Annotated in this window: 12 protein-coding genes; 5 read left to right on the top strand and 7 right to left on the bottom strand. The window is 44.7% G+C overall.

The window, feature by feature from the left end; genetic code table 11:
• Positions 1-11: 11 nt before the first annotated feature.
• Positions 12-1,451, bottom strand: coding sequence for a PTS cellobiose/arbutin/salicin transporter subunit IIBC (ascF, locus tag HYN51_RS15860; protein WP_108900899.1), 1,440 nt, complete (start codon positions 1,449-1,451; stop codon positions 12-14).
• A gap of 206 nt (positions 1,452-1,657) precedes the next feature.
• On the opposite strand from ascF, the gene HYN51_RS15865 reads away from it, so the two are divergent.
• Complete coding sequence (locus HYN51_RS15865) at positions 1,658-2,677, top strand: LacI family DNA-binding transcriptional regulator (RefSeq protein ID WP_108900900.1); 1,020 nt, start codon at positions 1,658-1,660, stop codon at positions 2,675-2,677.
• A 163-nt stretch (positions 2,678-2,840) separates the two neighbouring features.
• Here the strand turns inward: HYN51_RS15865 and glmS are convergent, their stop codons facing one another.
• Together glmS and glmU are read right to left on the bottom strand one after the other, a co-directional pair.
• Positions 2,841-4,676 (bottom strand): glutamine--fructose-6-phosphate transaminase (isomerizing), encoded by a 1,836-nt coding sequence (glmS, locus tag HYN51_RS15870; protein WP_108900901.1) that lies wholly within the window; start codon positions 4,674-4,676, stop codon positions 2,841-2,843.
• 210 nt (positions 4,677-4,886) lie between these two features.
• A complete protein-coding gene (gene glmU / locus HYN51_RS15875; RefSeq protein ID WP_108902100.1) occupies positions 4,887-6,257 on the bottom strand; it encodes a bifunctional UDP-N-acetylglucosamine diphosphorylase/glucosamine-1-phosphate N-acetyltransferase GlmU in 1,371 nt (456 codons plus the stop codon).
• Positions 6,258-6,666: 409 nt separating this feature from the next.
• Here glmU and HYN51_RS15880 point away from each other — a divergent pair, with 409 nt between their 5' ends.
• The 4 genes from HYN51_RS15880 to mglC all read left to right on the top strand — a co-directional run bounded on the left by HYN51_RS15880 (position 6,667) and on the right by mglC (position 11,771).
• On the top strand, positions 6,667-7,560 hold the full coding sequence (locus HYN51_RS15880) for a LysR family transcriptional regulator (RefSeq protein WP_108900902.1): 894 nt from the start codon (positions 6,667-6,669) through the stop codon (positions 7,558-7,560).
• Positions 7,561-8,203: 643 nt separating this feature from the next.
• Positions 8,204-9,154: a galactose/glucose ABC transporter substrate-binding protein MglB gene (gene mglB / locus HYN51_RS15885; protein WP_230514073.1), complete on the top strand. Its 951-nt coding sequence runs from the start codon at positions 8,204-8,206 to the stop codon at positions 9,152-9,154.
• A gap of 66 nt (positions 9,155-9,220) precedes the next feature.
• Entirely contained in the window at positions 9,221-10,741 is a 1,521-nt protein-coding gene (gene mglA / locus HYN51_RS15890; protein WP_108900904.1) for a galactose/methyl galactoside ABC transporter ATP-binding protein MglA, read from the top strand.
• Between the two features lie 19 nt (positions 10,742-10,760).
• Positions 10,761-11,771, top strand: a complete 1,011-nt coding sequence (mglC, locus tag HYN51_RS15895; protein WP_108900905.1) for a galactose/methyl galactoside ABC transporter permease MglC — start codon at positions 10,761-10,763, stop codon at positions 11,769-11,771.
• A gap of 303 nt (positions 11,772-12,074) precedes the next feature.
• Here the strand turns inward: mglC and HYN51_RS15900 are convergent, their stop codons facing one another.
• From HYN51_RS15900 to atpD, 4 genes are all read right to left on the bottom strand, one after another.
• The gene (locus HYN51_RS15900) at positions 12,075-12,857 is read right to left on the bottom strand and encodes a hypothetical protein (RefSeq protein ID WP_108900906.1); all 783 of its coding nucleotides are present in this window, start codon (positions 12,855-12,857) and stop codon (positions 12,075-12,077) included.
• A 22-nt stretch (positions 12,858-12,879) separates the two neighbouring features.
• Complete coding sequence (locus tag HYN51_RS15905) at positions 12,880-13,599, bottom strand: L,D-transpeptidase family protein (protein ID WP_108900907.1); 720 nt, start codon at positions 13,597-13,599, stop codon at positions 12,880-12,882.
• Positions 13,600-13,710: 111 nt separating this feature from the next.
• Entirely contained in the window at positions 13,711-14,133 is a 423-nt protein-coding gene (locus HYN51_RS15910) for a F0F1 ATP synthase subunit epsilon (protein WP_108900908.1), read from the bottom strand.
• Between the two features lie 19 nt (positions 14,134-14,152).
• Complete coding sequence (atpD, locus tag HYN51_RS15915) at positions 14,153-15,532, bottom strand: F0F1 ATP synthase subunit beta (protein WP_108900909.1); 1,380 nt, start codon at positions 15,530-15,532, stop codon at positions 14,153-14,155.

A 15,532-nucleotide genomic window follows, 5' to 3' on the forward strand; every position in this document is an offset into this window, starting at 1 on the left:
TTTACAATAAGTTATACAGATAACGCGGGGGTCAATTTGGCTTCTTCTCTTTCCTCATCTTCAGAGACAGGAATGTCTTCAAACCCCAACAGCAACGTGAGGACAAAGGAAAGCACCACCGCCAGAATCATCACGCCGAACACCCACACAATAGTCATCGGGTTTGCCGGGTCAAAAAACTGAACGCTGGTAAACAAACCTGGAGAAGCCATCGAGTGACTTGCCAAGCCGGCAACCCCAGCAACGCCACCGCAGACAAAGCCACTGATCAGCGCCGCAATAAGAGGGCGCTTCAAGCGTATTGCGACACCATAAAGCGCAGGTTCTGAAATGCCCGCAACAATAGCGGATGCAGCAGCAGCCAGCGCCGTTTGGCGCAGTTCTGGGTTTTTGGTACGCCAAGCAACCGCCAACGATGAACCACCCAATGAAAGATTGGCACCAATCTCTGATGGCATCACCATGCCTTCTTTACCGGTTTCTGCAATGGTCTGAATGATGGTTGGCGTAAACACACGGTGCATCCCTGTCATCACCAACAGCGGCCACAGCCCTCCCATAATGGCGACGGATAACCAGCCCAGATAGCTATGAATGGTGTAAACCAACGCAGAAATACCACTTCCTATCCAGATGCCTAATGGCCCAATTAGCATGATGGCAATCGGCGCAGAGATGAGCACAATCAGCATCGGTTTAAGGAAGTTTTTGGTCACCGCTGGCGTGATACGGTCAACCCATTTTTCAATATAGGAGAGTAGCCAAGTCATGCACAGTGCCGGAATCACTGTGTAGGTATATTTCACCGCAGTAACCGATAAGCCGATAAATTCAACCTGCTGGCCCTGTGCTGCTTTTGCCATCAAATCGATAAATGTTGGGTGAACCAGCACCCCGGCTATTGCAATCGCTAATGACATGTTGGTTTTGAATTTTACCGCCGCAGAAGCGGCAACCATCACCGGCAGGAAGAAAAATGCCCCGTCGCCAATAACATTAAGAATAATCAGCGTTGAAGAGCCTTTGTCGAATACGCCTGTCATATCAAGAATCATAGCGAGCAATTTCACCATCGAGCCGCCGATAATGGCCGGGATCAGCGGTGACATGGTGCCAATCAACGCATCCAAAATCCCTGCTCCGATACGTTTCAGGGTGATTTTGTTTTTTTCAGGCACGGATTGCTGCGCCACCGATCCTTCTGGCAACAGTTTCAGCACTTCGGCATAGGCCTGTGAAACCGTGTTGCCAATAATTACCTGACACTGATTTTCGCTTCTCACTACGCCCAACACACCACCAATCGACTTCAATCCAGCAACATCAACAACGCTGTCATCGTTGAGCACAAAACGTAAGCGCGTCATACAATGAGTCACCGCCGCAACGTTACTCACTCCGCCAACTGCATCCACTATCGCTCTTGCTACCGCCACATAATTCTTAGTCATCGGGAAAACTCTCATAGATAGGTAACCGGTTTCATATAATGATGTTAATAAAAATATTAAATATCAATTTATAAATTTATTATTTATCTATTTTGTGATAATCATCCACATTAAATTCATTCGATAATCTGCCCAATGGCCTGCTTCTGCCTCGCCAGAATGTGTAGAATATAAGTAAATAGTTTTCAAGAAGTCAGGGAATCCCTATGTCTACCATGCAGGAAGTCGCCAACAAAGCAGGCGTCTCAAAAGCCACTGTTTCACGCGTTCTTTCCGGTAAAGGGTACGTCAGCAAAACAACAAAAGATCGGGTATATAAAGCCATAGAAGACGCAGGGTATCGCCCTAATTTGCTGGCGAGAAATCTGGCGACCAATAAATCTCAATGTATTGGCCTGGTAGTAACCAATACGCTCTATAACGGTAATTATTTCAGCGAATTAATTTCTCAGGCCGCACAAAAACTGGAAGATCACGGACGCCAGCTTATTCTGGTGGACGGGAAACACAGCGCCGAAGAAGAGCAAGAGGCGATCCAATTCCTGCTAGATTTACAATGCGATGCGGTGATCATCTATCCGCGCTTCTTAACCATCGACGTGATGGATGACATCATCGAGCAGTATAAACAGCCCATAATGGTGGTTAACCGAAGGCTAAGGAAAAACCAAAGCCAGTGTATTTGTTGCGATCACAAAGGTGCCAGTTTTAACGCAACAAAACACCTGATAGAGCAGGGCCACCGAGATATCGCCTTCATTACGGGTTCGCTGGATTCACCAACGGCTATTGAGCGTCTTTCCGGCTATAAAGAGGCCTTAAACCAACACCATATAGAGGTGCAGGATAAGCTCATTATCAAGGGAAAATGGACACCTGCCAGTGGTGCGGCAGCAATCGAGTCCCTGTTAAACAACAAGGTTACCTTTAGCGCAGTGCTTGCCAGTAATGATGATATGGCGATTGGTGTTATTAAGAAACTGACTGAAGTAGGTATTGCCATCCCGACTGATGTGTCCATTATCGGCTTCGATAACATCCCTACCGCTCCCTATTTAACACCTTCACTATCCAGCGTTAAAGATCCGGTTAGTAATATGGTTAGCGAGGTAATAAACCGGCTGATTTCCATGCTTGACGGTGGCTACCTGTCAAAAAACAATCTCTTCACTTCGGAATTGCTCGTCAGAGATTCGGTTGCTTATGGGCCTTTTTGGGGTAAATGATTACAAAGCTTCTTACACAACAGAGAACGAGCAACTGCGCTGACCATAAAAAAATCCGGTATACCTTTTGAACAGCATAACCGGATTTATTCAGTTTATAACGCTCTTGCCCTGTTTAGGTATTTGTTATCCGTCCACAGGGCTTACTATTAATAAACCCAAATTACTCTACGGTCACCGACTTCGCCAGATTTCGCGGCTGATCAACGTCAGTCCCTTTAATCAGCGCAACGTGATAAGAGAGCAATTGCAGAGGAATGGTATAAAAAATAGGTGCCACCAGTTCATCCACATAAGGCAATGGAATAATGGTCATACCTTCTGCATTGCTGAATCCGGCATCTTCTGCCGCGAATACATACAGCTGACCACCGCGAGCGCGAACTTCTTCAATATTCGACTTCAGTTTTTCCAGCAGTTCGTTGTTAGGTGCAACCACAATCACCGGCATATCCGCATCAATCAGTGCCAGCGGGCCGTGTTTTAACTCACCGGCAGCATAAGCTTCCGCATGGATATAGGAGATCTCTTTCAGCTTCAGAGCACCTTCCATCGCAATTGGGTACTGATCGCCACGACCTAGGAACAGGGCATGATGCTTCTCGGAGAAGTCTTCTGCCAGCGTTTCAATAGCTTTATCCAGAGACAGAAGCTGATCGATACGATTAGGCAGCGCCTGCAATGCATGAACAATATCGCGCTCGACTTTTTCTGACATGCCATGTAAGCGACCTAAACGGGCAACCAACATCAATAGTACGGTTAATTGAGTGGTGAAGGCTTTGGTTGATGCTACGCCAATTTCGGCACCGGCACGGGTCATCAGTGCGATATCTGATTCACGAACCAATGATGAGCCATTAACGTTACAAATAGCCAGAGAACCCAAATAGCCCAGCTCTTTTGACAAGCGTAATGCGGCCAGAGAATCGGCGGTTTCACCAGACTGGGACAGCGTCAGTAACAAGCTGCCTTTACGCACAGCCGGTTTACGATAGCGGAACTCTGAAGCAATTTCGATATCACAGGGCACACCGGCAATCGCTTCAAACCAATAGCGGGCAACCATCCCTGAGTGGTAAGACGTACCACAGGCGACGATTTGAATATGCTCAACCTTCTCTAACAGCGCGGTGGCTGAGGGGCCAAGCTCTTCCAGATTGACCAAACCGTGGCTGATACGCCCTTCAAGGGTGTTTTTAATTGCCAGAGGTTGTTCATAAATCTCTTTTTGCATGTAATGACGGTAAATACCTTTATCACCGGCATCATATTGACTGGTTGATTCAATGGATGGACGATCCACCAGCGTTCCTGCTTTATCAAAGATGGTTACAGAACGACGAGTGACTTCTGCAACATCACCCTCTTCCATATAGATAAAACGACGGGTAACTGGTAGCAACGCGAGCTGGTCAGAGGCAATGAAGTTTTCCCCCAAACCTAAACCAATCACCATTGGGCTGCCTGAACGAGCGGCAACCAAAACATCAGGATTACGACGATCGATAATCACCGTACCGTAAGCACCACGCAGGACTTTCAGTACGCGCTGCACCGCTTCCAGCAGGCTCAGTTCACTGTGATTTTTCAGCTCTTCATGCACCAGATGAGCAATAACCTCGGTATCTGTCTCTGAAGTAAAGACATAACCTTTAGCTCTCATCTCATCGCGCAGAGGCTCATAGTTCTCAATAATGCCGTTATGAACTACGGCAATAAAACCAGATTCGTGAGGGTGTGCGTTAGTTTCTGAAGGCTCACCATGAGTAGCCCAGCGGGTATGTGCAATGCCGGTACCGCCAGACAGTGGATACTCATCCACGGCGTCACTCAGCATTTTCACTTTACCCAAACGGCGAACACGCTGTAGGTTATGGGCTTCATCAATAACCGCCAGACCCGCAGAGTCATACCCGCGGTATTCCAGACGACGTAAACCTTCTAATAGTATTTCCGCTATATCTCGTTGTGCTACTGCACCAACAATTCCACACATCGTTTATATTCCTGATTTAAGAACCGGAGGATATCCGGATTCTGCGATGCCCTTGACCTTTTTGTTGCCGGTTTTCCGGCCTCCCCGAGCCTGTAGAGTTGGGGATTATTATGTTTTGCTATCGTCTCTCTGCTACAACATCAAAAAAACCATAGCAAAACAGTGAATGGTTACAGAGCAGCGTTAAACACCGCTCTGTAACTTACCAAATTACTTCTTTTTCTCTGGTCTTTTCCAACCAGAAATCTGACGCTGTCTGACTCGGCTAATCACCAGCTCATTTTCACCCACATCCTGAGTGACCGTGGTACCGGCACCAATGGTGGCACCTTTAGCAACCGTAACTGGCGCAACCAGTTGGGTATCCGATCCAACAAACACATCGTCACCAATAATGGTTTTAAACTTATTGGCACCATCGTAATTACAGGTAATGGTACCGGCACCGATATTAACCCGATCGCCAATATCCGCATCTCCGAGGTAAGACAGGTGACCCGCCTTAGAACCTTTACCCAAACGCGCTTTCTTCATCTCAACGAAGTTACCAACGTGCGCTTCATCTTCAAGCTGCGCGCCAGGGCGTAAGCGTGCGAATGGACCAACGGTACAACCAACACCCAACTCAGAATCATCAATAACGCTATAAGGGCTTATCACGCTATCATTACCGATAACGCAGTTTTTCAGTACACAACCGCTTTCAATGCGAACCCGATCCCCAAGCACTACACGGCCTTCAATGATGACATTGGTATCAATCACCACATCACGGCCATGAATCAGTTCACCGCGTAAATCAAAGCGGGAAGGGTCGTTTAGCATCACGCCAGCCAACAGTAAGCGATCTGCCTGTTCTGCCTGATAGACGCGCTCCAAACGAGACAGTTGCAGGCGGTTGTTTACCCCTTCAACTTCGCTCAGTCGGGAAGGGTGTACCGCTTCAACGCGGTTACCTTCTTCATAAGCCAGTCCAATAATGTCAGTGATGTAATATTCGCCCTGAGCATTGTTATTATTCAATTTGGCTAACCAGCGTTTTAAATCTTTGCCGCTAGCGACCAGAATACCGGTATTTATTTCATTGATTTTATGCTGCTCTTCGCTGGCATCTTTATGCTCAACAATACTAACCACTTGACCATCTTTACGTACAATACGTCCATATCCGGTTGGGTCATCCAGCTTAACGGTCAACAGACCAATGCCGCCGACAGGTTTAGCCGCCACTAAACGACGTAGGGTATCCTCTGAAATGAGTGGTACATCGCCGTACAACATCAGGATATTTTCATCATCGGCAAAATAAGGCGCGGCCTGCTGCATTGCATGGCCCGTACCCAATTGTTCTGCCTGTAAAACCCAGTTAATTGGCTGATCGGACAGCGTTTTCTTCAGTAGGTCTCCACCATGCCCGTAAACCAAATGAACCTGTTTGGCACCCAGTTTAGACGCGGTATCAATGACGTGTTGCACCATTGGCTTACCGGCTAAAAGATGCAGTACCTTTGGAAGATCTGAATACATACGCGTACCCTTGCCGGCGGCAAGAATCGCTACGCTAAGTTGAGACATTGACATAAACAACCTGCTAAAAAATTGATTGGCGAAAGTAAACCTGTTTAGTAACAAAAATGCTACTTCTTTTTCATCGAAAAATGCCGACAGGCCTTGTGGCACAAGGGTTGATAAAAAACACAGCTTTACCGGAAAATAGCCAAAAAACTGTCGGCATTCGGAGACAGATTTTTGGCTGTTATTGGTGAATAATAACCCGTTACTCACCGCGATAAACCACTTTTTTTTTAACGCGTACCAAGATGGTTAAAAAGTGAAAAAAACGGCGGTTTTAGTCGATTATCATTAAAACAAGAAGGTGACATGAGTAGTCTTTGGCTACTGAATGGGTACAACACAAATATTTGATGCCTGTTTTTCACAAAAATCTGCTTAAATGTCTAATATCATTGATCAGGAATCAATAATCACCATGAAAACCACACTGGAAGAACTTCTGGCATTTGTTACCGTGGTCGATAGCCATTCAATTACCCATGCAGCCAGTAAACTGAATCAAACAGTTTCAGGCATTAGTCGGGCACTGAGCAGGTTGGAACAAAAGCTGGAAACCTCGCTGTTAAACCGCACTACCCGGCGATTAGTATTAACGGAAGAAGGTCAGGCATTTTTAGTACACGCCAGAAAAATTCTGGCATCCGTCGATGAAGCAGAAGATCAGATGACGATACGCCGACAGCAGCCTTCAGGCTTACTGCGGGTCAATGCGGCATCCCCTTTTATGATACATACCATAGTGCCAATTATTGGCGAATTCCGTCGCCTTTATCCACAAATTGAACTGGAATTAAATACTAATGACCACTTTATCGACTTGCTGGAACACAAGACCGATATCGCTATCCGCATTGGTGAATTACGGGACTCTACCCTACATGCCCGTCATTTAGGCTCCAGCCAGAGACGTGCGTTGGCAAGTCCTGAATATCTAAAAAACTATCCGACAATCACCTGTACAGACGATTTAACATCCCATCAGCTATTGGGCTTTACTCAAATTGATAAGTTAAATGAATGGCCCTTCAGCGATGACAATGGGCATCTGCTGCACATAACCCCAAATCTGACCGCTTCCAGCGGCGAAACGTTAAGACAATTGGCTTTAGCCGGAGAAGGCATTGTTTGCCTGTCTGATTTTATGACCCATAAAGACAGACTACAGGGTGCTTTAATCGAAATACTTCCGCAACAAACGGTCAAGGTCATGCAACCCATTAACGCAGTCTATTATCGTAATACTCAGCTATCTGCCCGAATCACCTGTTTTTTAGATTTCTTAAGTAATCGAATAAAAATAATGCTTTAAATAAAAGTTTTAATATAAATACCACCTTAATCATTGAACCAAAAATAACGTCATAAATTGATGTTATTTTTCAGACAACTGACAAAGTTTGATGGGTTTATGTCTGGCAGCCAATCGGAGGGAGAGGTCGCCGTTGGGGTCGACTTGGCGTCAGCCAACGACAAACAGGTAAAGCCTGTTTGAACAGCGCTGGCACTGGCCCGCAAGGTGTTTCATAACCGCCCCTAGGCAGACTAGGCCCGGTGCGCTCCGAACTGAAGTACCGACGGCCTTCCGACCAAGCACAACAGTGATATGAGCAACATCGTATTTACGGCCGGAATATTCATTAAAGCCAATTTATCTGGTTTGTCAGCCCCCTAAAAACAACACCATAAACTGATGTTATTTTTTTATATGAAATTAATCACAATTTAATAACATTTCATGGCATTCCTTTAAGACTCTACTACGATTAATCTAACATCCATAACCCCTACCGGTAGTTATCGTGTTGTTTTGTAAAAAATATTAATACATCAGTCTTATTGGTAACCTTGTTACTAATCGGCTGTCGCGTGTTAACAATTCAAACTTAAAATAGTTATGCATGGAGATTTTCATGAAAAAAACGCTATTAGCCACGATTGTGTTTGGTACCTGTATGGCCGTCTCTGCAGCTACGTTGGCAGCCACCAAAATTGGGGTTACGATTTACAAATACGATGACAACTTTATGTCTGTTGTCCGTAAAGCGATTGAGAAAGAGTCTGCCGGCAATAAAGATGTCGCCCTGTTAATGAATGACTCACAAAATGACCAATCCAAACAGAACGACCAGATTGATGTTCTGATCGCAAAAGGGGTTAAAGCCCTAGCAATTAACCTGGTTGACCCGGCGGCGGCTCAGGTTGTGATTGATAAAGCGCGTGGCGACTCTATTCCCGTGGTGTTCTTCAATAAAGAGCCGTCAAAAGCCGCTCTGGACAGCTATGACAAAGCTTACTTTGTTGGTACTGACTCTAAAGAATCTGGCGTGATTCAGGGCCAACTCATTGCCAAACACTGGAAAGCACATCCTGAGTGGGATCTGAATAAAGATGGCGTCATTCAATTTGTACTGCTTAAAGGTGAACCGGGACATCCGGATGCTGAAGCGCGTACCACTTACGTGGTTAAAACACTGAATGATGATGACAAGATTAAAACCCAGCAACTGCAACTAGATACTGCAATGTGGGATACCGCACAGGCTAAAGATAAAATGGATGCCTGGTTATCCGGTCCTAATGCCGACAAGATTGAAGTAGTTATCGCTAACAATGATGCGATGGCTATGGGTGCAATTGAAGCATTGAAAGCGCATAACAAAGGAAAAATTCCGGTATTTGGCGTTGATGCCCTGCCAGAAGCGTTGGCTCTGGTACGTCAAGGTACTATGGCTGGAACCGTGCTAAATGATGCCAGCAATCAGGCAAAAGCCACCTTTGAATTATCTAAAAACCTGGCTGAAGGGAAACCTGCTGCACAAGGCACCAAGTGGGAAATTAAAGACAAAGTTGTCCGCGTTCCTTACGTAGCAGTAGATAAAGACAATCTGGATAAATTTAAATAATCCTTTTTATTGATAAAAATAGAAGGGGCGGCTTGCTGTCGCCCCTTTTTAATCAGGACCTGTTGTATGAGCGAAGAACTAGCCCCGCCAACCGATGATTTATTACTGGAAATGATCAATATCAGTAAGTCATTTCCCGGTGTAAAAGCGTTAGATAACGTTAATCTTAAAGTTCGCTCTCATTCCGTCCATGCATTAGTGGGCGAAAACGGGGCCGGAAAATCAACGTTATTAAAATGTCTGTTTGGTATTTATAAAAAAGACAGCGGAAAAATTATCTTTCAGGGGAAAGAAGTTAACTTTAGTCATTCTAAAGAAGCATTGGAACAAGGGGTTTCAATGGTACATCAGGAGCTTAATTTAGTGCTTCAACGTACCGTTATGGACAACATGTGGCTTGGTCGATATCCGGTAAAAGGCCTGTTTGTCGACCATAAAAAAATGTATCAAGACACTAAAGGTATATTCGATGAGCTGGATATTAATATTGACCCGCTGGTAAAAGTCGCCACCTTATCTGTTTCCCAAATGCAGATGATAGAAATTGCCAGAGCATTTTCCTACAACGCTAAAATAGTCATTATGGATGAACCTACGTCTTCTTTAACCGAGAAAGAGGTTAGTCATCTATTTAGTATTATTCGTAAATTGAAAGATCGCGGCTGCGGTATTGTTTATATCTCCCACAAAATGGAAGAGATATTCCAGCTTTGCGACGAAATAACCGTACTGCGTGATGGACAATGGGTAACCACTCGCCCTCTTGAAGGGCTAGCCATGAATGACATTATCTCTATGATGGTGGGTCGTTCATTAACTCAACGCTTTCCTGAAAAAACCAATAATATTGGTGATGTGATCCTTGAAGTTAAAAACCTAACTTCCAAAAAACAGCCTTCGGTTCAAGATGTCTCTTTTTCTCTGCATAAAGGAGAAATATTAGGCATTGCCGGTTTAGTTGGGGCTAAGCGTACTGATATTGTAGAAATACTGTTCGGTATTCGCGAAAGAATTGCCGGTAAAATTATTCTGAATGGAAAAGAGATAAAGAATAACAACGCTAATGAAGCTATTAGCCATGGTTTTGCTTTAGTGACTGAAGAACGCCGATCGACAGGAATTTACGCCCATCTGGATATTGGATTTAACTCTTTAATTTCCAATATGAAAACCTACAAAAACTCAGTAGGTTTATTAAACAACAACCGAATGAAAAGCGATACTCAGTGGGTTATCGATTCAATGCGGGTAAAAACCCCGGGCCATAAAACAGCAATTGGTTCTCTCTCGGGCGGTAATCAGCAAAAAGTGATTATTGGCCGCTGGCTGCTGACCCATCCTGAAATTTTATTATTGGATGAACCTACCCGTGGAATTGACGTAGGTGCCAAATTTGAAATTTATCAATTAATTATTGAGCTGGCTAAAAAAGAGAAAGGAATCATTATTATTTCTTCTGAGATGCCTGAATTATTAGGTATTACCGATCGTATTCTGGTTATGAGCAATGGCCGCTTGGCGGGTATTGTTAATACTAAAGAGACATCTCAAAGTGAAATTTTACAACTGGCTTCCAAATATTTATAAGTTATAGGATCGGCATATTATGAGTACTAAAAATAAAGGCTCTGTTGTTAATTTCATGAAAGAGAATGGTATTTATATCGTTCTCTTCGTGCTGCTTGGCATTATTATTATTCAGGATACCTCATTCCTCAGTTTGCTTAACTTGAGTAATATTCTGACTCAATCTTCGGTGCGAATTATTATCGCTCTTGGCGTTGCCGGACTGATTGTAACTCAGGGTACTGACCTGTCAGCGGGGCGTCAGGTGGGTTTAGCCGCCGTAATTGCCGCCACTTTGCTGCAATCCATGAGTAACGTAAATAAAGTATTCCCGAGTTTAGGTGAAATTCCTATTCCGGTGGTGATCCTGATTGTTTGTGCTATTGGTGCAATCATTGGGCTAATCAATGGGTTAATTATTGCCTATCTCAACGTGACGCCGTTTATTACCACCTTGGGCACCATGATTATCGTTTATGGTATTAACTCTCTCTATTATGACTTTGTTGGCGCCTCGCCCATCGCCGGTTTTGACCCACGATTTTCCACCTTTGCTCAGGGGTTTATCCGGTTTGGTGATTTTAAGCTGTCGTATATTACCTTCTACGCCGCTATCGCTATCGGGTTCGTCTGGATTTTGTGGAATAAAACTCGCTTTGGTAAAAACATATTTGCCATCGGCGGTAACCCGGAAGCAGCAAAAGTCTCCGGTGTTAACGTAACCCTAAACCTGATTATGATATATGCCCTGTCCGGCGTGTTCTACGCTTTTGGCGGTATGTTGGAAGCAGGACGCATTGGCAGTGCCACCAATAACCTAGGCTTTATGTATGAGCTGGATGCTATCGCGGCCTGTGTGGTTGGCGGTGTATCGTTTAGCGGCGGTGTAGGTACCGTTGCCGGGGTCGTAACCGGGGTTCTGATTTTTACCGTTATCAACTATGGCCTGACGTATATCGGGGTGAACCCTTACTGGCAGTATATTATTAAGGGCAGCATTATTATCTTTGCGGTGGCGTTGGATTCGTTGAAGTATGCGAAGAAGAAATAATATCTATAGGTTGATAAATTAGCTTTAGTGGATATTCCGGCCGTAATCGCTCTTGTACTGATATTACCTTGGTGCTCGGCCGGAAGACCATTTGTACTTTAGTTCAGAGTGCGTCGGGCCTACCTTTCCTAGGGGCCGTTACAAAACACCTTCGGTGTTTTGCCCTTCGGGCCAGCGCGATCGCTGTTCAAACAGGCTTTCGCCTGCTTGTCGTTGGCTTACGCCAAGTCGACCCCAACGGAAAGCTCTCCCTCCGATTGGATATTTTTTAGGTATAAATATTCACTGTCTGGTGTTTTCATATCAATCCGTATATTTAACCCAAAGTAACTTACCATCTGAAATTATCTGGCTAAACAACGCTTTTATTTTTTCTTTCTCACTATCAGCTACATGGTATAGCAACAATAAATCTTCACAGAGATGGTTTAACTGTATCTCTGTTAATGGCGCTTTCCTGATAAACCCTAAATAGGAAGCACCAATACCAATAAGCTCTAAGCCATATTGTTGTTGAAAGCGTTTTGCCAATATAAAGTTTTCTGCCGGTGATAAATCGCAACTAAAATAGCCATTAGGAAACGCATATAAAGTTTCATAGCTATGATTAACCGGTACAACTAATGCAGATACCGGACAATCAAAAATAGAAAGCGGGTCTTTTTGATAGTCTATCCATTCTTGTAAATAATCATCCGTTAACGTTAATCCTTTTTCACAAACCTGTTCAAAGGTAACGTCTTTTATTAATCGCTGGAAATTATGCTGACAAATAAACATCTCAGATGGGTTATTTAAATATCCAAGATACTCACCCTCATCAAAACATTCAGGTGGCAGTCCGGATAAATCCAAATCGTCACTATTGGCTAAATCGCAATCCACTCTAGCGTGACCAGAGGTATAGCAAGCCTGAGATACATCATCCAGCGTTAATAAAATTCGTTGATTACCATATTCCTGACTTTTTTGATGATAAAAATCTATCAAACTATCCAGACTATCAATCTCATCAATTCGATACTCATTACAGAGGCCTCCTGAAGGATTATGCGTCTCATCATGGCCTAAAAACTTAATGTTCATCTACTATGTCCCTTTATGCTTATCAACCCGCCTTCACCAAATACTGCTTCCCACTCACCTCAATCACCGGCACCCTGTGGTTAGTTTCAAAAAAATCGTACGCTGGCTTTAGCGTTTTCCAAAAATCAATATATTCCGAATCCTGATACTGAGTCATTTTATTTTGCGTCATGGCAAACGGGAAAATATGAATAGGAACCACTTTCTGCCCACCGGCAAAAGCCTGTTCAACCAGTCCATATATCTCGGTAATTATAGGGTCAGTCATGGCGTAGCAACCGGCTGAGGCACAACCGCCGTGTACCATAAGAAAATCACCGGTATAACCATTGGCACGATCGAAAGCGTTAGGGTAACCAATATTAAAAGAGAGATGATAATTGCTATTAGGGTTGAGTAGCCCTTTGGTGGTTGAGTAGAAACCTTCCGGGCTTTTATGATCCCCCTGTATTCTTTTAGGCCCTAGCCCTCCAGAATAAGTACATATGATATAGCTCTTATACAACTGATAAGGTTTATTGTCTGAACTGAACCACAGCTCAAACTTATCTTCCGCTTTAAGAATGCGGATATACAAACGATCGCCAAACTTAATCTGCTTTTCAGGTTCTGATGGGCGAGGTTGAATGGGTCCACCGTCCGAGCCCGGTTCTTTAGGAGGGCCCCCGGTAAGATTCTGATAAATAAGTAGGCTGACAATCACAATCAGCACCAGAATAATAATGAAAAGCACATTTCTCATTCAATAACGTCCCAATTATCTCTAGCGCTTTCTATCCATAGTAAAAAAGCCAATCTGTTTATCAGATTGGCTTTTTGTAACGCACCTAGCAATCAAAATACTGGGGGCTGATTACATCAATTTCTTGGTCAATTCGATAACGCGCAGTTTTGCAATCGCTTTACTCAGCTCTGCAGATGCCTGTGCATAATCGATGTCACCATGCGAATTACGGATATGTTCTTCCGCTTTACGCTTGGATTCCATTGCCCGAGCTTCATCAAGATCCTGTCCGCGGATAGCCGTATCAGATAAAACGGTAACGATGGTTGGTTGAACCTCGAGAATACCACCGGAAAGATAGATAAACTCTTCATCACCGTTTAGCTTAACGATACGAATCAGGCCCGGCTTGATGGCAGTGAGCAGCGGCGTATGCTGAGGATAAATCCCCAGTTCACCTTCGCTACCCGTCACCTGGATTCTTTGTACTTCGCCGGAAAACAGATTATTTTCCGCGCTCACTACGTCCAGATGGAAAGTTGATACGGCCATGTAGCCCTCCTATTGCAGCTTACAGTTTCTTGGCTTTTTCCACAGCTTCGTCAATGGAGCCAACCATGTAGAACGCCTGCTCAGGCAGATGATCGTATTCACCGTTCATAATACCGTTGAAGCCACGGATAGTGTCTTTCAGCGATACGTACTTACCAGAAGAACCGGTAAATACTTCTGCAACGAAGAATGGCTGAGACAGGAAGCGCTGAATCTTACGAGCACGAGATACCACCAACTTGTCACTTTCTGACAGCTCGTCCATACCCAGAATCGCAATGATGTCTTTCAGTTCCTGGTAACGTTGCAGAATTGACTGAACGCCACGAGCACAATCATAGTGCTCCTGACCAACCACTAAAGGATCCAACTGACGGCTGGTTGAATCAAGCGGGTCAACCGCCGGGTAAATACCCAGAGAAGCGATTTGACGACTTAATACGACCGTTGCGTCCAAGTGGGCGAAGGTGGTTGCCGGTGATGGGTCAGTCAAGTCATCCGCAGGTACATATACGGCCTGTACCGAGGTGATTGAACCGGTTTTCGTTGATGTAATACGTTCTTGCAGTACACCCATCTCTTCTGCCAGCGTTGGCTGATAGCCTACCGCGGATGGCATACGTCCTAACAGTGCGGATACTTCCGTACCGGCTAGGGTATAGCGATAGATATTATCGATAAATAACAGAACGTCACGGCCTTCATCACGGAATTTTTCCGCCATGGTCAAGCCGGTTAATGCAACGCGCAGACGGTTTCCTGGTGGCTCGTTCATTTGGCCATAAACCAGAGATACCTTATCCAGTACGTTTGATTCGGTCATTTCATGATAGAAGTCGTTACCTTCACGAGTACGTTCACCTACACCCGCAAATACAGAGTAACCTGAGTGCTCAGTCGCAATGTTACGAATCAGCTCCATCATGTTTACGGTTTTACCTACACCCGCACCACCGAACAGACCAACTTTACCACCTTTAGCAAACGGACAAATCAGGTCGATAACCTTGATACCCGTTTCCAGCAGTTCAGTTGCACCAGACAGATCTTCATAGCTTGGTGCTTCACGGTGAATAGCCCAACGCTCTTCTTCACCGATATCGCCTTTCATATCGATTGGCTGACCAAGTACGTTCATGATACGTCCCAGCGTCGCGGTACCAACAGGTACTTCGATAGGGTGCTCTAAATCTAATACTTTCAGACCGCGGCTTAGGCCATCGGATGTACCCATTGCGATACAACGAACTACACCACCACCGAGCTGTTGTTGAACTTCCAGCACCAGTTTGGCATCGATCTGAACTTCAAGCGCGTCGTACACTTTAGGTACGGCGTCTTGAGGGAATTCGACGTCCACTACGGCGCCGATAACCTGGATAATCTTTCCAGTAGCCAT

This window comes from Limnobaculum parvum (assembly GCF_003096015.2).
GTDB classification, from domain to species: Bacteria; Pseudomonadota; Gammaproteobacteria; order Enterobacterales; family Enterobacteriaceae; genus Limnobaculum; species Limnobaculum parvum.

What these genes read in the sequence shown, in the direction of transcription:
- ascF (WP_108900899.1), bottom strand. Translation starts at nt 1,451, where the DNA reads ATGACTAAGAATTATGTGGCGGTAGCAAGAGCGATAGTGGATGCAGTT.
- HYN51_RS15865 (WP_108900900.1), top strand. Translation starts at nt 1,658, where the DNA reads ATGTCTACCATGCAGGAAGTCGCCAACAAAGCAGGCGTCTCAAAAGCC.
- glmS (WP_108900901.1), bottom strand. Translation starts at nt 4,676, where the DNA reads ATGTGTGGAATTGTTGGTGCAGTAGCACAACGAGATATAGCGGAAATA.
- glmU (WP_108902100.1), bottom strand. Translation starts at nt 6,257, where the DNA reads ATGTCAATGTCTCAACTTAGCGTAGCGATTCTTGCCGCCGGCAAGGGT.
- HYN51_RS15880 (WP_108900902.1), top strand. Translation starts at nt 6,667, where the DNA reads ATGAAAACCACACTGGAAGAACTTCTGGCATTTGTTACCGTGGTCGAT.
- mglB (WP_230514073.1), top strand. Translation starts at nt 8,204, where the DNA reads ATGGCCGTCTCTGCAGCTACGTTGGCAGCCACCAAAATTGGGGTTACG.
- mglA (WP_108900904.1), top strand. Translation starts at nt 9,221, where the DNA reads ATGAGCGAAGAACTAGCCCCGCCAACCGATGATTTATTACTGGAAATG.
- mglC (WP_108900905.1), top strand. Translation starts at nt 10,761, where the DNA reads ATGAGTACTAAAAATAAAGGCTCTGTTGTTAATTTCATGAAAGAGAAT.
- HYN51_RS15900 (WP_108900906.1), bottom strand. Translation starts at nt 12,857, where the DNA reads ATGAACATTAAGTTTTTAGGCCATGATGAGACGCATAATCCTTCAGGA.
- HYN51_RS15905 (WP_108900907.1), bottom strand. Translation starts at nt 13,599, where the DNA reads ATGAGAAATGTGCTTTTCATTATTATTCTGGTGCTGATTGTGATTGTC.
- HYN51_RS15910 (WP_108900908.1), bottom strand. Translation starts at nt 14,133, where the DNA reads ATGGCCGTATCAACTTTCCATCTGGACGTAGTGAGCGCGGAAAATAAT.
- atpD (WP_108900909.1), bottom strand. Translation starts at nt 15,532, where the DNA reads ATGGCTACTGGAAAGATTATCCAGGTTATCGGCGCCGTAGTGGACGTC.